Source organism: Pseudomonas fluorescens (assembly GCF_000967965.1).
GTDB lineage: Bacteria > Pseudomonadota > Gammaproteobacteria > Pseudomonadales > Pseudomonadaceae > Aquipseudomonas > Aquipseudomonas grandcourensis.
In genome coordinates this window covers 29,722-52,780 of sequence record NZ_LACC01000048.1, presented here as the reverse complement: position 1 = coordinate 52,780, position 23,059 = coordinate 29,722, and the positions used below count along the sequence as shown (strand labels likewise).

The 23,059-nt window shown below is 60.4% G+C and carries 22 protein-coding genes; 15 read left to right on the top strand and 7 right to left on the bottom strand.

Going from position 1 to position 23,059, the window contains the following annotated elements; genetic code table 11:
* The coding region (locus VC35_RS27055) for a retention module-containing protein (protein ID WP_046043730.1) at nucleotides 1-1,666 on the bottom strand (1,666 nt) is incomplete at its 3' end.
* Between the two features lie 588 nt (nucleotides 1,667-2,254).
* Here VC35_RS27055 and VC35_RS27050 point away from each other — a divergent pair.
* The 3 genes from VC35_RS27050 to VC35_RS27040 all read left to right on the top strand — a co-directional run bounded on the left by VC35_RS27050 (nucleotide 2,255) and on the right by VC35_RS27040 (nucleotide 7,293).
* A complete protein-coding gene (locus VC35_RS27050; protein WP_046043733.1) occupies nucleotides 2,255-3,619 on the top strand; it encodes a TolC family outer membrane protein in 1,365 nt (454 codons plus the stop codon).
* A gap of 149 nt (nucleotides 3,620-3,768) precedes the next feature.
* On the top strand, nucleotides 3,769-5,928 hold the full coding sequence (locus VC35_RS27045) for a type I secretion system permease/ATPase (RefSeq protein WP_046043729.1): 2,160 nt from the start codon (nucleotides 3,769-3,771) through the stop codon (nucleotides 5,926-5,928).
* A gap of 9 nt (nucleotides 5,929-5,937) precedes the next feature.
* Complete coding sequence (locus tag VC35_RS27040) at nucleotides 5,938-7,293, top strand: HlyD family type I secretion periplasmic adaptor subunit (RefSeq protein ID WP_046043728.1); 1,356 nt, start codon at nucleotides 5,938-5,940, stop codon at nucleotides 7,291-7,293.
* A 145-nt stretch (nucleotides 7,294-7,438) separates the two neighbouring features.
* On the opposite strand, the gene VC35_RS27035 is transcribed toward VC35_RS27040, so the two are convergent.
* Nucleotides 7,439-8,035, bottom strand: coding sequence for a tRNA-uridine aminocarboxypropyltransferase (locus VC35_RS27035; RefSeq protein WP_046043726.1), 597 nt, complete (start codon nucleotides 8,033-8,035; stop codon nucleotides 7,439-7,441).
* Nucleotides 8,036-8,039: 4 nt separating this feature from the next.
* On the bottom strand, nucleotides 8,040-8,933 hold the full coding sequence (locus tag VC35_RS27030) for a LysR family transcriptional regulator (RefSeq protein WP_007972518.1): 894 nt from the start codon (nucleotides 8,931-8,933) through the stop codon (nucleotides 8,040-8,042).
* A gap of 349 nt (nucleotides 8,934-9,282) precedes the next feature.
* On the opposite strand from VC35_RS27030, the gene speB reads away from it, so the two are divergent.
* From speB to VC35_RS27000, 6 genes are all read left to right on the top strand, one after another.
* On the top strand, nucleotides 9,283-10,233 hold the full coding sequence (gene speB / locus VC35_RS27025; RefSeq protein ID WP_046043724.1) for an agmatinase: 951 nt from the start codon (nucleotides 9,283-9,285) through the stop codon (nucleotides 10,231-10,233).
* A gap of 9 nt (nucleotides 10,234-10,242) precedes the next feature.
* The gene (locus tag VC35_RS27020; RefSeq protein WP_046043723.1) at nucleotides 10,243-10,665 is read left to right on the top strand and encodes a YybH family protein; all 423 of its coding nucleotides are present in this window, start codon (nucleotides 10,243-10,245) and stop codon (nucleotides 10,663-10,665) included.
* Nucleotides 10,666-10,720: 55 nt separating this feature from the next.
* The gene (locus VC35_RS27015) at nucleotides 10,721-12,232 is read left to right on the top strand and encodes a purine-cytosine permease family protein (protein ID WP_046043721.1); all 1,512 of its coding nucleotides are present in this window, start codon (nucleotides 10,721-10,723) and stop codon (nucleotides 12,230-12,232) included.
* 190 nt (nucleotides 12,233-12,422) lie between these two features.
* Complete coding sequence (locus VC35_RS27010) at nucleotides 12,423-13,802, top strand: sodium:solute symporter family protein (protein WP_046043720.1); 1,380 nt, start codon at nucleotides 12,423-12,425, stop codon at nucleotides 13,800-13,802.
* Nucleotides 13,803-13,886: 84 nt separating this feature from the next.
* Nucleotides 13,887-14,612 carry an MBL fold metallo-hydrolase gene (locus VC35_RS27005; RefSeq protein ID WP_046043719.1) on the top strand — a complete coding sequence of 242 codons (726 nt, stop codon included), beginning with the start codon at nucleotides 13,887-13,889 and terminating at the stop codon, nucleotides 14,610-14,612.
* Nucleotides 14,613-14,682: 70 nt separating this feature from the next.
* Nucleotides 14,683-14,934 (top strand): acyl carrier protein, encoded by a 252-nt coding sequence (locus tag VC35_RS27000; protein ID WP_046043717.1) that lies wholly within the window; start codon nucleotides 14,683-14,685, stop codon nucleotides 14,932-14,934.
* A gap of 86 nt (nucleotides 14,935-15,020) precedes the next feature.
* On the opposite strand, the gene VC35_RS30135 is transcribed toward VC35_RS27000, so the two are convergent.
* Complete coding sequence (locus tag VC35_RS30135) at nucleotides 15,021-15,149, bottom strand: PA1414 family protein (protein WP_007972508.1); 129 nt, start codon at nucleotides 15,147-15,149, stop codon at nucleotides 15,021-15,023.
* 135 nt (nucleotides 15,150-15,284) lie between these two features.
* Entirely contained in the window at nucleotides 15,285-16,178 is an 894-nt protein-coding gene (gene ptrR, locus VC35_RS26995; RefSeq protein ID WP_046043716.1) for a putrescine utilization regulator PtrR, read from the bottom strand.
* A 104-nt stretch (nucleotides 16,179-16,282) separates the two neighbouring features.
* Here ptrR and VC35_RS26990 point away from each other — a divergent pair, with 104 nt between their 5' ends.
* Nucleotides 16,283-17,464, top strand: coding sequence for an MFS transporter (locus VC35_RS26990; RefSeq protein WP_046043715.1), 1,182 nt, complete (start codon nucleotides 16,283-16,285; stop codon nucleotides 17,462-17,464).
* On the opposite strand, the gene VC35_RS26985 is transcribed toward VC35_RS26990, so the two are convergent.
* Nucleotides 17,415-18,341 (bottom strand): DMT family transporter, encoded by a 927-nt coding sequence (locus VC35_RS26985; RefSeq protein WP_046043713.1) that lies wholly within the window; start codon nucleotides 18,339-18,341, stop codon nucleotides 17,415-17,417. The genes VC35_RS26990 and VC35_RS26985 overlap by 50 nt on opposite strands.
* A 197-nt stretch (nucleotides 18,342-18,538) precedes the next feature.
* A complete protein-coding gene (locus tag VC35_RS26980; protein WP_046043712.1) occupies nucleotides 18,539-19,375 on the bottom strand; it encodes a CvfB family protein in 837 nt (278 codons plus the stop codon).
* Between the two features lie 351 nt (nucleotides 19,376-19,726).
* Between VC35_RS26980 and VC35_RS26975 the strand changes: the two genes are divergently transcribed.
* From VC35_RS26975 to VC35_RS26955, 5 genes are all read left to right on the top strand, one after another.
* Nucleotides 19,727-19,915 (top strand): hypothetical protein, encoded by a 189-nt coding sequence (locus VC35_RS26975; protein WP_015096330.1) that lies wholly within the window; start codon nucleotides 19,727-19,729, stop codon nucleotides 19,913-19,915.
* Nucleotides 19,916-20,123: 208 nt separating this feature from the next.
* Nucleotides 20,124-20,846, top strand: coding sequence for a TorF family putative porin (locus VC35_RS26970; RefSeq protein WP_046043710.1), 723 nt, complete (start codon nucleotides 20,124-20,126; stop codon nucleotides 20,844-20,846).
* 77 nt (nucleotides 20,847-20,923) lie between these two features.
* Nucleotides 20,924-21,793 carry a DUF6279 family lipoprotein gene (locus VC35_RS26965; RefSeq protein ID WP_046043709.1) on the top strand — a complete coding sequence of 290 codons (870 nt, stop codon included), beginning with the start codon at nucleotides 20,924-20,926 and terminating at the stop codon, nucleotides 21,791-21,793.
* Between the two features lie 190 nt (nucleotides 21,794-21,983).
* On the top strand, nucleotides 21,984-22,718 hold the full coding sequence (locus tag VC35_RS26960) for a DUF899 domain-containing protein (RefSeq protein ID WP_046043708.1): 735 nt from the start codon (nucleotides 21,984-21,986) through the stop codon (nucleotides 22,716-22,718).
* 71 nt (nucleotides 22,719-22,789) lie between these two features.
* Nucleotides 22,790-23,023, top strand: a complete 234-nt coding sequence (locus tag VC35_RS26955; protein ID WP_223466245.1) for a hypothetical protein — start codon at nucleotides 22,790-22,792, stop codon at nucleotides 23,021-23,023.
* Nucleotides 23,024-23,059 lie beyond the last annotated feature (36 nt).

Genomic DNA, 23,059 nt, shown 5'->3' with positions numbered 1-23,059 from the left:
ACTGTTCAGGCAGGGTGTTGGCGCCGCTGGCATTGGGGTGGGCTTCGTTATCGTTCAGGGTGTAGCTGTAGCTCACCACGCCGGTCGCCGCGTTGAACCCGGTGATGGTCAGCGTGCTGCCCAACGGGGTGGTGATCGATTGCGGAAAACCCGCCGCCACGCCAGCAGTGACCACGGCAATGCCGCCCACGGTCAGGGTCGTGACGCCGTCGAGGGCGGCGACGGTGAAGGTGCCGTTCTGGGTCAGCGCGGTGGCATCCGGTGCGCTGCCGTCGCTGAGGTTTTTCTCGAAGACGGTGAGCTCACCACCGGTGACGCTCAGGCCATCGATGGTGACGGGATCATCGTTGTTGTGGATCTGCAGCACCAGGTTCGCGGTGCTGCTGTCGCCGTCCGAATCGGTGAGGGTGTAGGTGAAGGTTTCGGTACCGTCGCCACCGCCGTGCAGGGCTTTGAAGTCGGCATCGCTGGTGCTCAGCGTGTAGGTGTACGTGCCGTTGGCATTCAGCACCAGGGTGCCGTAGGTGCCGGTGAAGGTGCCGGGGGTGATCGGGCCGCTGTTTTCACCGAGCGGCACCCGGTCCGCGCCTTGCACATCGTTGGTCAGCACATTGCCGTTGAGGGTCAGCAGGGTTTCCGAGGCGATGCCATTGTTGTCATCGACTGCTTTCGGTACGTCGTCGATGATGCTGATATCCAGCGTACCGGTAGTGCTGTCGCCATTGCTGTCAATGGCCACCACGGTGACGTGTTCGACAAGACTGTTGGTACCCTCGCCGCTCGCTTGGGATTCGGCACGGTTGAGGGTGTAGCTGTAACTGACCACGCCCGTGGCCGGGTTGTAACTGGTGACGGTCAGCGTGCTGCCCAGCGGGGAGGTGATCGTCTGCGGGAAACCTGCCGCCACGCCGCCGCTGATCAAGTTGATTGCGCCGATGCTGAGACTGGTCAGCCCGTCTGGCGCGTTGATGGTGAAGGTGCCGCTTCGCGTCAACGAGCCTTCGTTCCGCGCCGAACCGTCGGCCAGGTTGGCTTCATTGACGGTCCGCTCGCCGTTCTGCGCCGACAGGCCTTCGAAGGTGACCGGATTGTTCGGTACCTGCACAACCACCGGCGGAACCACAGGGGCATCGGCCGCTACAGCGTTGTCCGGATTAGCGTTCAGGCGTTCTTCGGGAAGTTCGGGAATGCCATTGAACCCGGCTGTGGGGAAGCCGATGATCGGATCGACACGCCCGCCCACTTCTTCGAGCAGGACAAAACTATGGCCGCTGCCCGCGATGCCACCCGGTATACCGGCAGTCGTGGCAGGCCCGGCAGCGGTGGCTTCAGCGGTTTGGGTCGGGTCGTCGCCCGCCGCAATGGCTTTTTGCAGCTGTTCGACATCGGTCAGTTGCGCTTCGCTCGGCGTCAGGGCTTCAGGCGAGTCCACATGGGGAATCTGATTGGCGAGCAACTGCGGTGTCATCTGCATGCTGCTGTCGCGCCCGAGGGTCAGTTCCTGGCCATTTTGCAGATGCACCGCCACCGCGCCTTCAGCGCCAGTGGTCAGTTGGTCGCCAGCGAACAGCCTGTCCCCTTCGACTAAAGCACGCCGGGTGCCGTCGCTCGCAACTGCGAACACCTGACCGATGACCTTACTGACGATTCCGATGAGCGTTGCCATGTGCACTTCCTCCGCTGCCAACCGCTGTCGGCACCTTGATTGTGCGAAGAACGTGCTCATGGCTCGAGCGGGTTGTCTGGCGGATCGTGTTCCGGGTGCCGGTTTACTTGAGTAAGCCGTGGCCCCGGCACCGATCTCGCCCAGCCAGTCGCTCACGGCGCTGTTTACGATTTCGGGAAAACCCCTCTGCAATCAATGGCATCGGATCCCTGTGCGCAACAACGTTGCCTGTGAGCGATGCGTAACGATCTTGAATCACTCGAGTGACAAAAAACCGTCACCACCAGATCGCTCGCGTCCCTCCCCTCCAGCACTTCTCCGCTCTTTGTCGATAAGTGGATTGGAACTTTCCTCAAGCCCTCGATGAGCGCCCTAGAGCTCGTAAAACAAGGGTTTTCGAGTTGAACAATGTGCTGGATTTTGCAGAGCGCATAAGTTTTTTTTGGCATAAGCGTTATGAAAAAAATTTCTTAGCTACGCTTCAAAATGTTCTTAGCTCTTGTGTTAAAGATGTGAAACAACTTTACCTATAAATGTCGTCAAATAATTGGCGACGGATAAGCACCATCAGGAATCAGGGAGATGTACATGCGCCTATTAACCCCCCTCTGCAGCGCGGTTCTTTTGGCCATGGCCTGCTCATCCCAGGCTCAGGCCATGACGCTGACCGAAGCGATCCAGAGCACCATTGCGACTCACCCGGAACTGGCATCCCGTGTGGACAGCCGACTGTCGGCGGATGAGGACGTGAAGGTCGCCAAAGGGGGCTTTTATCCATCGGTTGATTTGAATGCTGCCTACGGGCGCGGGTACAGCGATAACACCAATACCCGGGCGCTCACCCCCGGCGGGCACAACACCGAAACCTTGAACTACACCCAGTCGGAATTGCGCCTGCGGCAAATGCTCTTCGACGGGTTCAACACTTCCAATGAAGTCGAACGCACCAAAGGCGTGGTCAACTCGCGCGCCTATTACGCTCAGGGTACGGCTCAGGATCTGGCCCTGCGCACCACCGAGGTTTACCTGGATGTCCTCAAGCGCCGCGAACTGGTGACACTGGCCAAGAACAACCTGCAAGCGCACTTGCGGGTCAACGACCAGATCGGACTGCGCACCCAGCGCGGCGTGGGCAGCAACGCCGATGCCGACCAGTCCAGCGCTCGCCGGGCACTGGCGGAAAACAACCTCGACACTGCCGAAGTCGATCTGGCCGATGCCGAGTCGAATTTCTATGCCGTCGTGGGGCGCATGCCCGATGAACTGGAAGCCCCGCCGTCGATTCGCGGCGAAGTCCCTGCCTCCCTGCCGGAAGCCCAGCAGAGCATGGTGGAAAACAACCCTTACCTGAAATCGGCCCAGGCCGACGTGCAATCAGCCGAAAGCCAGTACGAAGTCGCCAAGTCGCCGTTCTACCCACGTTTAGACGGCGAGGCGGCAGTGGGCGCGAACAACAACGTGCAGGGGGATGAAGGCCACGACAACGAATGGCGGGTCGGCGTGGTGATGAACTACAACCTGTTCCGCGGCGGCAGCGACAAGGCGCGCCTGGCCTCCGACTCGCACAAGATCAACCAGGCCATGGACATCCGCAACAATGCCCTGCGCCAGCTCAACGAGAACATTCACCTGGCCTGGAACGCCATGGTCAATGCCAAGAAACAAACCCCGACCGCCCGTGAATACGCCGACACCAGCAAGCGCGTACGCATCGCCTATCAGGATCAGTTCGGCCTCGGCCAACGGACACTGCTGGACCTGCTCGACAGTGAAAACGAGCTCTACAACGCCAACCGTCGCTACACCGAAGTGCGCTACACCGAAGAGTTCTCGATGTACCGTGTCCTGGCGAACATGGGCCAGTTGCTGAGCAAGCAACGGGTCGTACTGCCCGCCGACGCGATCGCCCAGACCGAAGTGAAAAACGAAGCCCGTCTGCCTGAAATGAAATAACGAAGTACCCGTGCAGGAGCTGCCGCCGGCTGCGATCTTTTGACTTTGCTTTTGAGCAAACAAGATCAAAAGATCACAGCCGGCGGCAGCTCCTACAGTGTGATACGCAGATATCTGTCAATTGCCGTAGAGCAACGGGAGCAATCAATTTGACCAGCATGGAACCCGGCAACACTGGTGTCGATCCGCGCCTGAGCTTCGATGACCCGCTTCTGGACGGTCTGTTGATCCTCTGCAAACTCCACGGCGCGGCGGTCAGCCGCGCCAGCCTCAGTGCCGGGCTGCCAATGGCACACCAACGCCTGAGCCTGGACCTGCTGCCTCGTGCAGCGGCCCGGGCCGGTTTGCAGGCGCGCTTGCTGCGCCGCGACCTCAAAGACATCTCCGCGCTCAACCTGCCCGTGCTGCTGTTGCTCAACAACGGCCGCACGGCCGTGCTGCGCCGTTATGGCGAGGACGGCAAGGTGCTGATCCTGCCCAGCGAAGCCGACGGCGGCGAACAATGGCTCAGCCCCGAGGAGCTGGCCGAACACTACAGTGGCCAGGCGTTGTTTGCCCGGCCACGCCACGAACTCGAAGACTTGCGCTCGCCGCTGGTACCTCGGGTCCAGGCATGGTTTCGCGATACGCTGAAGCTGTCGAAATGGCTGTACAGCGATGCGATCCTGGCGAGCTTCCTGATCAACCTGCTGGGGTTGATGGTGCCGCTGTTCGTGATGCAGACCTACGACCGCGTGGTGCCGAACCAGGCCACTTCGACCTTGTGGGTGCTGGCGATCGGTCTGCTGATCGGCACCGCTTTCGAACTGGTGCTGCGGGTCGTGCGCGCGCACTTGCTCGATACCGCCGGCAAGAAAACCGATGTGATCCTGTCGGCCACCCTGTTCGAGCGCATCACCGGCATGGCGATGAAAGCGCGACCGGCGACCATCGGTGGCTTCGCCCAAAGCATTCATGACTTCCAGGGCCTGCGGGAATTTCTCACCGCCGTGACCCTCACCAGCCTGATCGACTTGCCCTTCTGCTTGCTGATGCTGCTGGTGATCGGCCTGCTCGGTGGCTGGCTGGTGGTGATCCCGATTCTGGCGTTTCCCATCACCATCATCTTCGCCATGGTGATCCAGGTGCGCCTGCGCGATACCGTACAGAAAAGCCTCAGCCTCGGCGCCGAACGCCAGGCACTGCTGATCGAAACCCTCAGCGGCCTGGAAACCCTCAAGGCCTGCAGCGCCGAAAGCGAACGCCAGCACAAATGGGAAAGCACCCACGGCGCCCTCACCCGCCTCGACAGCCACGCGCGCAACCTCTCGGCCCTCGCCACCAACGGCACGCTGTTCATCCAGCAACTGTCCGGCATGGCAACCATCGTCGCCGGGGTCTACAGCATCATCGCCGGCAACCTCAGCGTCGGTGCCCTGGTGGCCAGCTACATGCTGGGCAGCCGGGTGCTTGCACCACTGGGGCAGATCGCCGGCCTGATCACCCGCTACCAGCAAGCGCAACTGACCATGAAAAGCACCGACGCACTGATGGGCCTGCCCCAGGAGCGCGACGCCAGGCAACGGCCGCTGGAGCGCACCCAACTGCAAGGCGCGCTGGATGTTGTCGGCGTGACCTTCCACTACAACGGCCAGAGCTCTCCCGCCCTGGCCAATGTCAGCTTCAGTGTGAAACCCGGCGAGCGCGTCGGCATCATCGGCCGCAGCGGCTCAGGCAAAAGTACCCTGGCGCGACTGGTGATGGGCTTCTACGAACCGGATGAAGGCCAATTGCTTCTCGATGGCCTGGACCTGCGGCAACTGGACGTCGCCGACCTGCGCCATCAAATCGGTTACGTCGCCCACGACCTGCCGCTTTTGGCCGGCAGCCTGCGCGACAACCTGACCCTCGGCGCGCGCTACATCAGTGACTCACGCATGCTTGAAGTGGCGGAAATGACCGGCGTAACCGAACTGGCCCGACAGCACCCGCAAGGCTTCGACCGGCCCGTGGGCGAGCGCGGGCAACTGTTGTCCGGCGGCCAGCGCCAAGCCGTATTGATGGCCCGGGCGATGTTGCTCGACCCGCCCATCATGCTGCTCGACGAGCCCACCAGCGCCATGGACAACAGCAGCGAAGACGTCCTGCGGCAAAAACTTCACGGCTGGGTCCAAGGCAAAACCATCCTGCTGGTGACCCATCGCACCTCGATGCTGAGCCTGGTGGACCGGTTGGTGGTGCTGGACAACGGACGGGTCGTCGCCGACGGTCCGAAAGAAGCAGTCATCGATGCACTGCGCAAGGGCCGTGTCGGCTCTGCGGCCGTCTAGGAGTAGCCCATGTCTGCCGATCAAGGATCCCGTGGCTACTTCGACAGTTTCAACAAAAGTGCCGAAACCGAGTTCATGCCGGAAACCGCCGGCGCCTCCTTGCAGGACTCACCGCGCTGGTCGCGAATCACCGTGTGGCTGGCCGCCGGGCTGGTGGTCAGTGCGCTGGTCTGGGCCAAATTCGCCGTGTTGCAGGAAGTGACCATGGGCGAAGGCAAGGCGATTCCCTCGAGCAAGGTCCAGGTGATCCAGAACCTGGAGGGCGGCATCGTCACTGAAATTTTCGTCCGTGAAGGACAAATGGTGAACAAGGGCGACACCTTGCTGCGCCTGGATGACACCCGCTACCTGTCGAACAAGGGCGAAAGCGAAGCCGATCGCTATGCCTTGACCGCGCAGGTCGAACGGCTTTCGGCCGAGGCCGAGGGCCGGCCGTTCAAGCTGTCAGAAGAAGTGATCGCCAAGGCCCCGCAAGTGGCCGAAGACGAGCGCTCGCTGTACGACCAGCGGCAACGTCGACTGGCCAGCGAGCAGCGCACCCTGAGCGAGCAACTTCGGCAAAAAACCCAGGAACTTGCAGAGTTCCGCTCAAAACAGGGGCAGTTCAGTTCCAGCCTGGCGCTGCTGCAACAAGAGATGAACATGTCCACACCGTTGGTGGGCACGGGTGCGGTGTCACCGGTGGAAATCCTGCGGCTCAAACGCAGCGCGGTGGAGATTCGCGGCTCGCTGAACGCCACCACCCTGGCGATTCCCCGGGCGGAATCGGCGATCAACGAGATCAAAAGCAAGATCGACGAGTCGGAGCAAACCTTCCGCTCGGAAGCCGCCAAAGAGCTGAACGAGAAACGCACCGACCTGTCGAAAATCACAGCCTCAAGCATTGCTATCGACGACCGTGTCACCCGCACCACCGTCGTCTCGCCGGTACACGGCATCATCAAGGTGTTGAAGGTCAACACCATCGGCGGCGTGGTCCAGCCCGGCAGTGACATGGTGGAAATCGTGCCGCTGGAAGACAACCTGCTGATCGAAGCCAAGGTCCGCCCGCAGGACGTTGCATTCCTGCATCCGGGTCAGAAAGCCATGGTCAAGTTCAGTGCCTACGACTACACCATTTACGGCGGCCTGAGCGCCAAACTGGAGTTGATCGGGGCCGACACCATCACCGACGACAAGGGCAACAGCTTCTATCTGATTCAGGTGCGTACTGACAAAAACCATTTGGGCGGGGACGTCAAACCACTGCTGATCATCCCGGGGATGGTGGCGACGGTGGACATTATTACCGGGGAGAAAACGGTGCTGGATTACTTGCTTAAACCGGTGTTGAAAGCGCGGACCGAGGCGATGCGGGAAAGGTAGGCCCTCCTCAAAGTCTGTTGTGATCTTGCTGCCGTCATCGCGAGCAAGCTCGCTCCCACAATGTCCGCGTCGAACTCAAGTTCTGCGCACGCCACTGAACCTGTGGGAGCGAGCTTGCTCGCGATGGGGCCATGACAGGCACCGACTATTTCGGCCCATGGTTAAGCTGATAAACCTCCTCCCCCATCGCCGCAATCTGCCCCTCGATCAACGCTTCAAACGGCTTCAACAACGGCGCAAACGTCGCCGGCGCTTCGAGGGTTTCCAGCGCCTGCACAATCGCCTCCACCGTCGACAACGCCCCCGGCCCCGGCGCCTTGCGCAGGCGATAACGAGACACACCGCCTGCGGCCAGCGTCGCCCTGGGCAACGCCGCCAGCAGCGGGTTGAGGTGCAGCATCTTGCGCGCTTTGCGCCAGGTGCCGTCCGGGACCACCAACAACAAGGGTTCGTCTGTCGCGGCATAAGCCTGCATCGGCTGTGCCTCCTCGCCGGGAAACAACAAGCGCGCCTGATACCCCGGCCGGCTCAACAACGTCGGCAAATCCTCGAACACCTCGCCCACGATCAACTCGGCATTGTTCAAGCCCAACGCCGCCAATCGCGCCGTATTCAGCGCATGGTTCACTTCGCTCGGATGCTGCAGCAGCAACACCCGGGTGCGGCTGTCGAGGCTCGGGATCAACGGGCACAGACAGTGGCTTTGCGGGCGCAGGCAGCGCGGGCATTGGATTCTGGACATCTTCTCAGGCCTGATTCAGTTGGGCTTTAAGCAAATCGCGGAACGTCTGGATCAGCGGCTCGCGGCTACGGCCCCGGCGCACGATCATCGAGAACGGCGCCTGATAACCAAAGGTCGCCGGCAGCAACACCCGCAAGTCACCCTTGTCGGCCCAGGCCTGGGCGTAGTGCTCCGGCAGGTAGCCGATGTAGGCGCCGGACAGCACCAGAATCAACTGGGCCTCCATACTTTCTACCGTCGCGGCGCTGTGCTTGAAGCCGTGACGCGCCAGTTCGGCCTGGCTCCAGTAGCCACGACCGACCATGCGCTGCTGGGTGATGACTTGTTCCGGAATGCGCCGCTCGTTGAACAGCGGATGCCGCGTGCTGCAATACAACCAGTGTTGTTCACGGTACAGCGGCATGTACACCAGACCGCTCATGCGCGTGGAAAACGCGCCGATGGCCAGGTCGAGACGGTTGTCCTGCACCCCGAGTTGCAATTCGTAAGGGCTCATCACCGACAGGTGCAAGTGCACCGCCGGGTGTTCCTGGCTGTAGGCGCCGATAGCCTCTGCGAACGGCAGGGCCTTGTCACTGACGGTGGAGTCGATCACCCCGAGGTTCAAGGTACCGCGCAACTCGCCCTTGAGGGCGGCGGCGTACTGCTCGAAACCTTCGAGTTCGCCCAACAGGCGCAGGGTTTCCTGATGGAACAGCTCGCCCTTGCTGGTCAGGCTGAAACCACCACGGCCGCGATGGCACAGCACCAGGCCGAGGGCTGCTTCGAGCTGGCTCATGTAGGTGCTGATGGCCGACGTCGAGAGATTGAGCTCCTGCTGGGCGTTGGCGAACCCCTGATGGCGCACCACGCTGACGAAGATGCGCAATAGTTTCAGGTCGGGTAAAGCGTTGGCCATGTCGGGCTCCGATAACGAGGTGACGCGCAGTGCTCCAGTCGATAAAGAACCTTGTGGGAGCGAGCTTGCTCGCGATGAGGGCATGACAATCGACATCAATGTTGACTGCCCCGCCGCCATCGCGAGCAAGCTCGCTCCCACAAGGTTTGCTCCTGGCATCGGGCTTAGCGTATGGCGTGAAGTCTATCGCTGTCCCAGCCATTAGTTTAGAAAAATCTGAACTAAGTATTTGCCCGTAGCGATTCTTCCCGGCCACTACATTTCGCAGAATCGGCGCCACAAGGTTCGCCCGTACTCCCGTGAATGGCGCAACCGACATAAATAAAACAACGACGATGAGGCCCTACCCGTGGACAAGATTCTTCACCAACCACTGGGCGGCAACGAAATGCCGCGCTTCGGCGGCATCGCCACCATGATGCGACTCCCCCATTTGAATACCGCTGCCGGCCTGGACGCTGCCTTCGTAGGCGTGCCACTGGACATCGGTACATCGCTGCGCCCCGGCACCCGTTTCGGGCCTCGCGAAATCCGCGCCGAGTCGGTGATGATCCGCCCGTACAACATGGCCACCGGTGCTGCCCCGTTTGACTCGCTGTCGGTTGCTGACATCGGCGATATCGCGATCAACACGTTCAACCTGCTGGATGCCGTACGGATCATCGAAGAATCCTACGACAACATCCTCGAACACGATGTGATCCCCCTGACTCTGGGCGGCGACCACACCATCACCCTGCCGATCCTGCGTGCCATCCATAAAAAGCACGGCAAGGTCGGCCTGGTACACATCGACGCCCATGCCGATGTGAACGATCACATGTTCGGCGAGAAGATCGCCCACGGCACCACCTTCCGTCGCGCCGTTGAAGAAGGCCTGCTGGATCCGGACCGTGTCGTGCAGATCGGTCTGCGTGCCCAAGGCTACACCGCTGACGACTTCAACTGGAGCCGCAACCAGGGCTTCCGTGTGGTTCAGGCTGAAGAGTGCTGGCACAAATCGCTGGAGCCTTTGATGGCTGAAGTCCGCGAAAAAGTCGGCGGCGGTCCTGTTTACCTCAGCTTCGACATCGACGGCATCGACCCTGCCTGGGCACCGGGTACCGGTACCCCGGAAATCGGCGGTCTGACGACCATTCAGGCAATCGAGATCGTTCGTGGCTGCCAAGGCCTCGACCTGGTCGGTTGCGATCTGGTAGAAGTCTCGCCCGCTTACGACACCTCCGGCAACACCTCGCTGCTGGCCGCCAACCTGCTGTACGAAATGCTCTGCGTACTGCCTGGCGTAGTCCACCGCTGAGGATTGGTCATGAACGAACGTGATCAGGTGCTCAAAGCCGCCGCCGATCTGGTGTCCGCTTTTGCCCGTAACGATCGCGAAGCCTACTTCGGCGCGTTCAGCGCCAATGCCAGCTTCGTCTTCTACACCCTCGAACAGCCCCTGCTGTCGCGCGACGCCTATCAGGCGATGTGGGACGGCTGGCGCTCTGAGGATGGCTTCGAGGTGCTCTCGTGCACCTCAAGCAACGCTTTCGTCAGCCTGCAGGGTGACGTGGCGATTTTCATCCATGACGTAGCCACCGAGTTGCGCATGCAAGGGGAGCAACACTTCAGCCAGGAGCGCGAGACGATTGTTTTCAAGAAACAAGCGTCTGGCCAAGAACAACAAGGCCTATGGCTGGCCTGCCACGAACATTTGTCCGCGATGCCGGAAGGGCTGCCAACCCCTTAGCCAACACAGGTGACGCTCACGCACGATGAGCGCGCCTTTATGATCGGAGCTGATCATGAATAACAACAACAACGACCAAAGCCTTACGCAAATTGAAACCTACGGGGTCGAACAGCTCCCGGACAGCGAACGCACCGCAGGCCCGACGGACTTGTTCCGGATGATCTTCGGGGGTTCCAACACCTTTGCAACCGCCGTCCTCGGCAGCTTCCCGGTACTGTTCGGCCTGTCTTTCCAGGCGGGCGTCTGGGCGATTGTGCTGGGCGTATTGCTGGGTTCGCTGATCCTCGCGCCAATGGGCCTGTTCGGCCCGATCAATGGCACCAACAACGCCGTATCTTCCGGGGCGCACTTCGGCGTGCACGGGCGGATCGTCGGTTCGTTCCTGTCGCTGTTGACCGCCATCGCCTTCTTCTCGCTCTCGGTGTGGAGTTCGGGGGATGCGCTGATCGGAGGCGCCAAACGCCTGATCGGCCTGCCGGAAACCGACCTGACCCTGGGCCTGGCCTACGGTCTGTTCGCGATCCTGGTACTGACCGTATGTATCTATGGATTTCGCTTCCTGCTGTGGGTCAACAAGATCGCGGTGTGGAGTGCCAGCCTGCTGTTCCTGCTGGGCATCTTCGCCTTCGCCGGTCCCTTCGATGCGAACTACGCCGGCACCGTCAACATGGGGCAACCCGGTTTCTGGGCCGCGTTCATTGGCGCTGCGCTGGTGGCGATGAGCAACCCGATTTCCTTCGGTGCGTTCCTCGGCGACTGGTCGCGCTACATTCCGCGTGACACCTCCAAGCGCCGCATCATGGCGGCGGTGGTGATTTCGCAGATCGCGACGTTCATCCCGTTCCTGTTCGGCCTGGCCACCGCGACCATCGTGGCGATCAAGGCACCGGACTACATCGCGGCCAACAACTATGTCGGTGGTCTGCTGGCGGTATCGCCGAGCTGGTTCTTCCTGCCGGTGTGCCTGATCGCGGTGATTGGTGGCATGTCCACCGGCACCACCTCGCTCTATGGCACCGGCCTGGACATGTCCAGCGTGTTCCCTCGGGTGCTGTCGCGGGTCAAGGCCACGCTGCTGATCGGTGTGATGTCGATTGCCTTCATCTTCATCGGGCGCTTCGCGGCCAACCTGGTGCAGAGCGTGTCGACCTTCGCCGTGCTGATCATCACCTGCACCACCCCGTGGATGGTGATCATGATCATCGGCCTGCTGGTGCGTCGCGGCTTCTACTGCCCGGATGACCTGCAAGTGTTCACCCGCGGCGAGAAAGGTGGCCGCTACTGGTTCACCCACGGCTGGAACTGGCGTGGCCTGGGTGCCTGGATCCCGAGCGCGGCCGTCGGCCTGTGCTTCGTGAACCTGCCGGGTCAGTTTGTCGGGCCACTGGGCGAAATGGCCGGTGGTATCGACATCAGCTTGCCGGTGACCCTGGGCCTGGCCTCGCTGGTGTACCTGGCGCTGCTGAGCCTGTTCCCGGAGTCGAGCGCAGTGTTCGGTCCGAACGATTCACGCAGCCAGAGCACGGATTCGCTCGCTAAACCGGCGATGCGTCAAGCCGCCTGATTCAACGCATTACCTGTGGTCAACACATTACCTGCGGGAGCGTGGCTTGCCCGCGATGAACGATAACGCGGTCTGCCTGGTGGACCGCGGCGCTCCCTTCGCGGGCAAGCCACGCTCCCACAGGAATTGATGTTCCCACAGGGATTGATTTTCAGCCTCACATAAAAAAGACAATCGGAGACACGCAACAATGGCTTTGGATTTATTCGTCGTACTCATCTACGCCGCCGCGATGCTGATACTCGGCTACTACGGCATGCGCAAGGCCAAGACCAACGAAGACTTTTTGGTCGCCGGTCGCAACCTCGGCCCAAGCCTGTACATGGGCACCATGGCTGCCACCGTCCTGGGCGGCGCGTCCACCGTGGGCACCGTGCGTCTGGGCTACGTGCATGGCATCTCCGGTTTCTGGCTATGTGCGGCCCTGGGTTGCGGGATCGTGGCGCTGAACCTGTTCCTCGCCAAACCGCTGCTGAAACTGAAGATCTACACCGTTACCCAGGTCCTGGAAAAACGCTACAACCCGATGGCCCGCTCCGCGAGCGCGGTGATCATGCTGGCCTACGCGCTGATGATCGGCGTGGTTTCGATCCTGGCGATCGGCACCGTATTGCAAGTGCTGTTCGGCCTGCCATTCTGGGTGTCCGTTCTGCTCGGCGGTGGCGTCGTGGTGATCTACTCGGCAATCGGTGGCATGTGGTCCCTGACCCTGACCGACATCGTCCAGTTCGTGATCAAGACAGTCGGCCTGATGTTCATCCTGTTGCCGATCTGCCTGTACCGCGTTGGCGGCTGGGATGAGTTGGTATTGAAACTGCCGGCAACCGCCTTCAGCTTCACCACCATCGGTTGGGACACCATCATCACCTACTTCATGATCTACTTCTTCGGGATCCTGATCGGTCAGGACATCTGGCAACGGGTGTTCACCGTCAAGACCGCTAAAGTGGCTCAGGTTGCCGGTACTGCTGCCGGTATCTACTGCATCGTTTATGGTCTGGCCTGCGCCCTGATCGGCATGGCCGCTCACGTGCTGATCCCGGATCTGGATAACGTCAACAACGCCTTCGCCGCCATCGTCAAACTGTCGCTGCCGGACGGTATCCGTGGTCTGGTGATTGCTGCTGCACTGGCCGCCATGATGTCCACCGCCAGCGCTGGCCTGCTGGCCGCTGCCACCACCCTGACCGAAGACCTGCTGCCGAAACTGCGCGGCGGTAAACAGTCGAGCCTGGGCCTGAACCGCCTGGTCACCATGCTGACCGGTATTGTGGTGCTGGGTATCGCTCTGGTCGTGAACGACGTGATCAGCGCCCTGACCCTGGCGTACAACCTGCTGGTAGGCGGCATGCTGATCCCGCTGATCGGTGCGATCTTCTGGAAACGTGCCACCACCGCCGGCGCCATCGCCAGCATGGGCATGGGCTTCGCCACTGCCCTGCTGTTCATGTTCAAGGATGGTCTGGATGCCAATACCCCGATCTACTACAGCCTCGGTGTAGGCCTGGTGAGCTTTGTTGCAGTCAGCCTGCTGTCCCGTCGCCCGGTGACTGTGGCCAGCGCGGCCTAAGCTGAACATAACGACTTGATGCTTTCTTCGACGAGTGTGGCGTCGGTTGCCGCACTCGTTTTTTTCGTCTGGAGAAAACTGCTCATGAAGATCGTCAGCCGCGATCATTGGTTCGAAGTCAAACATCTCAGCGACGGCATCCGCTTGATTCACGAGCCGTACATCCGCCCCTTCTACCGCTGCAACCTCTGGCACATCCAGGGCCGTAACAAAGACCTGCTGCTGGATAGCGGCTCGGGACTGGTCAGCCTGCGCGAACAACTGCCGTGGATCACCGAACGGCCGCTGGTGGCCGTGGCCAGCCACTGCCATTTCGATCACATCGCCGGTCATCACGAATTCGCTGAACGGCTGGTGCACCCGGCCGAGGCGGACATTCTCGCCGCCCCCGATGGCGACAACGACCTGAGCAAAGCCTTCGTCGGCGACGACATGTTCGAGGCGCACCCCGATTGCCCGCTGTGCTACGCCGAATACCGGGTCAAGGCCGCACCGGCCACGGGGTTTGTCGAAGATGGGGATGTGCTGGACCTGGGTAATCGGGTGTTGCAGGTCGTGCACACACCGGGACACTCACCGGGTGGCATCTGCCTGTACGAAGCCGCCACCGAGACCCTGTTCAGCGGCGACATCATCTACGACGGCCCGCTGATCGAAGACGCCTACCACTCCAACCTCGATGACTACGCCCGCAGCCTGCAACGCTTGCACGCGCTATCGATCCGCACGGTGCATGGCGGGCATTTCGGCAGTTTTTCCGGGGAACATTTGCGCAGCATGATTGACGAATGGCAGCGCTCACACGCCTAAAGCCTGCTGTACTCAACGGCAGGAACTGCACCGGCAGGAAGAACTACACCCACTTCCTCGAAGAACGATCATGAAAGAAGCTGCCCTTCGTGCTGTCGTACATCGCTACATCAGCCGCCTGCTGGAAGGCCGGGATGACTTCGACGACAACGCCAGCCTGGCGCAGTTGGGATTGGATAAAAAAGATATCGAAGAGCTGATCTTCCATCTGGAAGATGAACTGGGTGTCACGGCGTTTACGGTAGAGGAAGACCGGATGCTCAAGACCGCCAGGACGGCGAATGATTTGAGCCGGTTTTTGCTGGAGATCGGGCGGTACTAAGGCTGGTGATCAAACGTACACGAAGCGGCAAGGGAGCTTGCTCCCTCGCCACGGGAAACCTTTCACCTGTCAGATGATATCTGCCATTACCGGCGTCGCTGCTGGCGCCGACGTTGTTCGTCATCAGTACGAACAGGCACGGGTTGCAGAGGCGGTTCGATCAAACCGAGAGCCACGCCCAGGTCATGCAGCCAGTTTTGGATTTTCTCTTTCATGGTGCCCCCTTCAGGGTAGTGCCGAGCGGCCAAAGTTCTGTAGCCCCTTCGTACAGATAATAGTCCGAAGTCCTACGCAATGCTCGCGCAAAGTCACAATGATCTGTTACTGAATCCATCACAATCAGCCTGTGTTCAGGCAATGTCCTGTGCCCGCACTCGTGCCGGCGGAAAAACCACCTGTTGCTGCTCGATCCAGGCATTCAGGTTGGCCCCGACCATGCCCTTGCGCCACATCAGCCAGGTGGTAGCACTGGCGAACGGTTCGGCCAACGGATGCACGGCCACACTCTCACGGCCCGGCAGACTGGCGAGCATCGACTCCGACATAAGCGCCACGCCGGAACCGGCAATCACACATGCCAGCATCCCCGGGTAGGACTCGATCTCCATCGCCCGGCCCATGGCCGCATGGTCATGGGCGAACCAGGCCTCCAGGCGCATGCGGTAGGAGCAGCCCTGGCGAAAGGTGAACACCGAACGCCCCTCCACATCCAGCGCGCTACGCACTGGAGGATGGTCGGCCTCGCTGATCAGCACCAGGCGCTCGTCACACAAGGGCACACCGTCAAGCCCGGCCAGTTCCAGGGGCCCATCCACCAGCGCCGCATCGAGTCGACCGGTGAGCAGGCCTTCGAGCAATTCACCGCTGGGGCCGGATTGCACTTGCAGGTTCACCGCCGGATACAAACGGTGGTAGTGCGCCAATAGCCCCGGAAGATGAATCGCCGCTGTGCTGTACATGGTGCCGAGCACGAAGTCGCCCGCCGGTTGCCCGCCCTGCACTGCCGCACTGGCTTCATCGCGCAAGGCAAAAAGCCTGGCGGTGTAGTCCAGCAGGACTTTTCCCGCAGGCGACAACTGCAAGCGCTGACGTTCGCGCAGGAACAGTTCGACGCCCAGTTGCTCTTCCAGCTGTTTGAGCCGGGTCGACAGGTTCGACGGTACTCGATGCAGCCGTTCGGCGGCCCGGGTGATGGACCCTTCTTCCGCCACTGCCTGGAAGATGCGCAATTGGCTGAATTCCACGACATTCTCCAAAAAAGAACAAGTTACTCACTATTATTCATTTTTAAAGAAAGTCAATCAGTCCTAGCCTGACGGTCATTGATCCTCCAGACGGAATCCAGACCATGTCTCCCCTGATCCGCTTATCCGCCAGTTTCGTTGCCCTGATGATGGCCATGGGCATCGGCCGTTTTGCCCTGACACCGCAACTGCCGCACCTGCTCAGCGAAGGCCAGATCGACCTGACCGCCGCCGGGCTGATTGCCGCCGCGAACTACCTCGGTTATTTCATTGGTGCGGTGGACGCCATGTTTTCCCGGCGTTCCGCGCAAGTGCGCCGGCGCTTGCTCGGCGGATTGTGGCTCTGCGTGCTGCTGACCCTGGCGTCGTTCTGGGCCAATGGTTTCTGGTCGCACTTGCTGCTGCGCTTCGGCACCGGCGTGGCCAGCGCCTGGGTGCTGGTGATGATTACCGCCCTGAGCCAGCCACTCGCGGCAGAGGCCGGTCGTCCTCGGCTCGGCGCCCTGGTCTTCGCTGGACCGGGTTTGGGGATTTTTCTGACAGGTTTGTTGGCCCTGGGCTCGAATCTGCTGGGCCAGACTTCCGCCACCTTGTGGCTGGTGTACGCCGCCGCAGGACTGGTGATGCTGCTGGGTATCCTGCCGTTCCTGCCACAACCGGGGGTCACCGCGACTGCTGCGCCCAGCGCCAGCGCGTCGGGCAATCAAGGCATCGCTCGCCTGGGTTGGATCTATGCCTTGTATGGATTGGGCTACATCATTCCGGCGACCTTTTTGTCACAAATGGCCAACGCGCAATTCCATGGCCAATGGCAGGCCGACCTGTTCTGGCCATGCTTTGGCTTGGCGGCAGCAATCGGCGTGGTGCTGGTGAGTCTGCGGCGGCAAAAACCCGGCGCCACGAGTCACTGGTTGATGGCGACGTTATGGCTGCAAGCCGCTGGCGTGTTCGCCTGCCTGCTGGGCAACGGGCCAGGCCTGGCGTTGGGTGTGATCCTGTGCGGCACGCCGTTCCTGGCCTGCATGCAACTGGTGATGCAACGCTCCCGGGAACTGGCGCCCCATGCCACCCAGCGCAATGCCGGCCTGCTGACAGCCTGCTTTGCCGTGGGCCAGCTCAGCGGGCCATTGCTGGCGGCGCTGAGCAGTCATTTCAGTGGCGGTTTGCAACCGGCATTGGTGGTCGCCGGCTGCGGCTTGTTGATCGCCGGCAGTCTGTTGCTCGCGCCGGTCAATGCTACCCGAGGGCTTTGCGCAAACGACGGCGCAACCACTGCTCGGCGCTGACAAAAGTGATGCCCGCCAATACCAGCACGGCACCGATGACGAAGTTCAGGCTCAGCTCCTCGCCGAGCAGCACCACACCGAAGGTGACGCCGAACAACGGCGTCATGAACGAAAACACCGCGAGGTTGGCCGCCAGGTAACGGCGCAGCAGCCAGAACCAGATCAGGTAACTGAAGAACGACACGACCACACCCTGAAACAGCACACTGGCCACCGCCACGCTGGTCAGGCTGACATGGGTGATCTGGCCGCTGAGCAGCGCAATCAACAACAAGCCGAAGAAGCCGACGATCAACTGATAGAACAGCGTCAGGGTCACCGGCGCTTCCGAAAGTCGCGAGGCGCGCACCACCACCGTGGTCGCACCCCAGGCGGCACCCGCCAGCACCCCCAAGGCATCGCCCATCAACATGCGGTAATCAAGGTTGTCCCAGGACACCCCGCCGGCAAACGCAATGGCAATCCCGATAAAGGCCAGGACAATCCCCAGCCATTGCAGCGGCCGCAATCGCTCACTGGGCAGCAACCAGTGCACACCCAATGCGGTGAAGATCGGCGCGGTGTAGAGGAACACCGACATGTGCGCCGCCGTGGTCAGTTGCAGGCCTTCGGAAATGAAGAAGAACTCCAGGCCGAACAAGGCACCGGCCAACAGACCGCCACGCCAGGTCGCACCCACCTGGTTCCAGCCACCCTTCCAGCAGATCAGCAGCCCGACCAGCAACGCTGACATACCGGAACGTCCGGCTGCCTGCATCACTGGCGCGATATCAGCCGCCGCCCACTTGATCATCACCTGCTGAACGCCCCAGACCAGGCACAACCCGACCATCACTTGCAGGGCAAACCCGTCGGCGCTGCGCCGGGTGGCGCTCACCGGAACACCTCGAAGACACAATCCATGGCAAAGACTCGGCAGAATAAAAAGCAAAACCCCGGCCTTCTCGTTGAAAAGAAATCACCGGGGCAATGAATCATGTTGTCGATTATTAACCAGAAGGCCAGAAAATGCCGCCCGCCAGAGACCTCTACTTCTCTGCTTGCGCCATCCTGGCCCTCTGTCTTGTCAGCGCATCAACTGAGTTCGATGCGATCGGCATGAATGACAATCTGGCCATTCTTGTACAACGCACCAATGGCCTTCTTGAAGTTGCCCTTGCTGACACCGAACAGGCTGCTGATCAACGCCGGATCGCTCTTGTCGCTCACCGCCAGGCTGCCATTGTTTTCGCGCAACTTGGCGAGGATCTTCGAGTTCAGGCTGGTGGCCGCTTCCTGGCCGACCGGTTGCAGGCTCAGGCTGATCTTGCCGTCGGCGCGAGCTTCCTTGATGAAGCCCTTTTCTTCTTTACCGGCGCGCATGAACTTGAAGATTTCGTTCTTGTGGATCAGGCCCCAATGCTTGTTGTTGATGATGGCCTTGAAGCCCATATCCGTGGCTTCGGCCACCAGCAGATCCACTTCCTGGCCCGCGGTGTAGTTGGCCGGGGTCTTGTCCAGGTAGCGGTCCAGACGCGCGGTCGCGGTGATGCGACGGGTGTGCTTGTCGAGATAGACATGCACCACCACATACTCGCCCGCCGTCATCTGGCGCTTCTCTTCGGAGAACGGCAGCAACAGGTCTTTCGGCAACCCCCAGTCCAGGAATACGCCGATGCTGTTGACTTCAACAACTTTCAAACTGGCGAATTCACCGACTTGAACTTTCGGTTTTTCAGTAGTTGCGATGAGTTTGTCATCGCTGTCCAGATAAATAAAAACGTTGAGCCAGTCTTCATCTTCGGTAGGAATATCTTTTGGAATATAACGATTAGGCAGAAGGATTTCGCCATCCGCGCCACCGTCCAGATATAAACCGAAGTTAGTGTGTTTAACCACTTGCAAACTGTTGTAACGCCCGATTAAAGCCATGTCCAATACCCTCATTGCGTGGGCGGCATTCTACCCGGTTTTAAGCGTCGCGTTCGGCAGCCGGCCCGGTGGCGCGAGAAAATCCTCTGAAACCCTTAATTTTCCCGGGGTTTCATCCAACGCCTGGCCGCTCGTCAGGCCGTTCCGGGCATTTACGCCATGCCCAGGCAAGCGTGACGCGGTATTTTTCCAGGCAATGTTCTTAGTTAAAACAGCGGCTTAGGTGCATATTTCGAATATTGGCCGGTGACTAATTACCCCGTCCTCAGGAATATGCCGAGGGGATATTTGCCAAGCAATTATCAGGCAATTCCTGTACGATGCCTGGCCAAGTTAATTTTCTACAGGTTAATGGCCGCCATGCGCGTAAAAGCATCCACCAGCAAAGCAAAGCCAGCTCCAGCCGTCGAAACCAGCGAGTCGATCAACAGCCAGATCGCTGCGTTCCTCAAGTCCGGCGGTGAAATCCAGCAAATTGCCAAAGGCGTCAGCGGCCAGACGTTCGGCCCGTCCAAGCAGATCACCTTGGGCAAAAAGTAATCCCCTCGCGTCACCTGGTCCCAAAGCGCTTTGAGCTTCGAAGCGCTTGGACTGGAACCCTCGATACTCCCCTGCGCCACACCATCAAATCCTTTGGAAATCGACGAACGGCCTTCATTGCCGATCATTCGCCGGTATCCTTGCACACGTCTGGATCAAGCGTTTCAGCGGGCCCGCCAGCCTGTCCTCGCTGTTCATGGAGTGACGCATGTTCAAACCTTTCTATCTATCGGCATTGCTCGCCAGCCTGTTGGCCTGCTCTGTAGCACACGCACAAATCTTTCAGCGTGAGCTGGGGGGCTTCGACCTCAAGCTCGGCACCACCCCCACCCGCAGCATGGCCCAAGGCCTGGTCAAACCCTCGGCCGTCGGCTCGTTCCACGGCGGCCTGGACCTGAGCCACGACAGTGGTTTCTATGTGGGCCAATGGTCGCCCAGCATGGGCATCAGCCCGGGGAAAGACCTCGAGATCGATTCCTACATGGGTTTTAAGCAACCCTTCGACCAAACCCTCGGCTACGAAGTAGGCCTGATCCGCTACAGCTACCCCGAAGTCACGACCCCTGCCAGCCAGGAACTGTTCGGCGGCCTGACCTTGCTCGGCAGCCGTTTCGGCATCGCCTTCAGCAATGACCCGGACAAACAGAACAACACCCTGTTCGCTGACTTGAGCGGCAATCAACCGTTCGGTGTCGGCATCAGCCTTAAATACACCACCCACCAATTCAATACGCCAGTGGCGGTGGATGGCGGGTATGTAGGCAGTTTTACCGATTGGTCGCTGAAATTGTCCCGCCCGTTCATGGGCATCGACCTCGACCTGATCTACAGTGACTCCAACCTGAGCGGCAGCGGTTGCTCGGCCTATGCCGGGCACAACAGCCAATGCGACGGACTGGTTACACTCAAGGCCGAACACGCGTTCTATTGATCGGCTGAACTGCCGGACTCCTCCTGGGTTCACATGAGAATCAGCCCCCGAAGACTGGCTTTCGCAAGGATTCGCCCATGTCCCGCTGGTTCAAACATATCGCCGTTGTGTTGACCGTTACCCTCGCCCTCGGCGCGTGCAGCCGCGTGGGCCTGGCCTACCGCAATCTCGACGTGATTATCCCGTGGACGCTCAGCGACTACCTGGACATGAACGGCGAGCAAAAAAGCTGGCTGAACGAACGCCTGAAGGAACACCTGAGCTGGCACTGCACCACCCAATTGCCCGGCTACCTCGACTGGCTGGACCGCCTGCAAACCATGATCGCCACCAACCAGGTCACCGATGCCGCCTTGCAGGCCCGCGCCCGCGAAGCCGAACAGGCGATCGCCGAGACCGCGCGTGAAATCACCCCGTCGGCCATCGAGTTGCTGCAAGGGCTGGATGACAAGCAAGTTGCCGAGATGAACGATGCCTTTGCCAAGGACCAGCGCAAACGCCAGGAGGAATATCTCAAACCCTCCCTCGACCAGCAGATCAAGGAGCGCGGGGCGCGCATGGAGAAACGCCTGAACGACTGGCTCGGGCCACTGAACGCTACCCAGCAACAGCGGGTAACCACATGGTCCAACGCCCTGGGTGAGCAGAACACCCAGTGGCTTGCCAACCGGGTCCATTGGCAGAAGCAGTTCAGCGCGGCTGTTGCGCAACGCCAGAGCCCCCAATTCCCACAACGCATCGAGACACTTCTGGTCAATCGCGAGAGCTTGTGGACACCCGCCTATCGTCAGGCCTTTGCCAACACCGAGACCCAGGCACGCTCGCTGTTCGTGGATCTGATGGCTGAAAGCACGCCGAACCAGCGCGCACGACTACTGAAGAAAGTTGAAGGTGTGAAGAAGGACTTCAGCGACTTGAAGTGCCTGAAAGCGGCGAAACAAGGCTGACTGCAACACAAGTCCCATGTGGGAGCGAGCCTGCTCGTCCGGCACCTGCTACGGGTGATCATTGCCGGGAATACTGCTGTCGATCAGACGGGCATTTGCTGACGACCGACCGGCGGCATGTCGAAATCCATGCAAGCCAAACGACTAGGCTGTGTAAGTCACCTCCCCGCCCCACGCAGGAGAAAACACCATGAACATTCAGAATCATCCCGTCGTGTCGCGGGAAGAATGGCTCGCCACCCGCAAACAGCACCTGGCCCGCGAGAAAGCCTTCACCAAGGAAAGGGACAGACTCAGCGCCGAACGCCGCGCCCTGCCCTGGGTGAAAATCGACAAGGACTACCACTTCCAGGGCCCCGACGGCGAACTGAAACTGGCGGACCTGTTCGGGGGGCGCAGCCAGTTGGTCATCTACCACTTCATGTTCGCCGAGGGCTGGGACGAGGGTTGCCCCGGTTGCTCGTACCTGAGCGATCACATCGACGGCGCCAACCAGCACCTGGCTCATCATGACGTGGCCGTGGTAGCGGTTTCCCACGCACCGTTCGCCGAATTCCAGGCCTTCAAACGGCGCATGGGCTGGAAGTTCGACTGGGTATCGTCCGAAGGCTGCGATTTCAATTACGACTTTGGCGTCACCGCCCGAGCCGAAGAGGTCGCCGCCGGAAAGGCTACATACAACTACGAAAAAACCGACGGTTCCGAGGAAGAACTCCCCGGTCTCAGCGTGTTTTATCGCAATGACGCCGGCGAAATTTTCCATACCTACTCCACCTATGCCCGGGGCCTGGACATGCTGGTCGGCGCCTACAACTACCTCGACTTGACGCCCAAAGGTCGCAACGAAGAGGAAATCATGGAGTGGGTGCGGCATCACGACAAATATGAGGAACAGGAGAAGTCGAGCTGCTGCCATGGTGGTTAGCCCCGGACACCGAGGCGCGGCCTTCGCGGGCAAGCCACGCTCCCACAGTTTCTGTGGCGTTCACAAAACCTGTGGGCTTGCCCGCGAAGGGGCCCACCCCCGACGAAGCCACTGCCAAGCGCGAACAACTGGCCCGGGAAGTGGCCCGGCTCACCGAGCAGAACCCGGCCAAGGCCAAGGAGATCAACGACGAGTTGCAGAAAATGGATCTGGGCACCGCCGCCAAAGACTTGCCGGATAAGTGCCAATTGATCGACCAGCGACTCAAGGAACTGGCAACGGCGGAGAAAAAAGCCGAAAGCTGAATACAAAAAGCCCGGTCACCGACCGGGCTTTGAGGT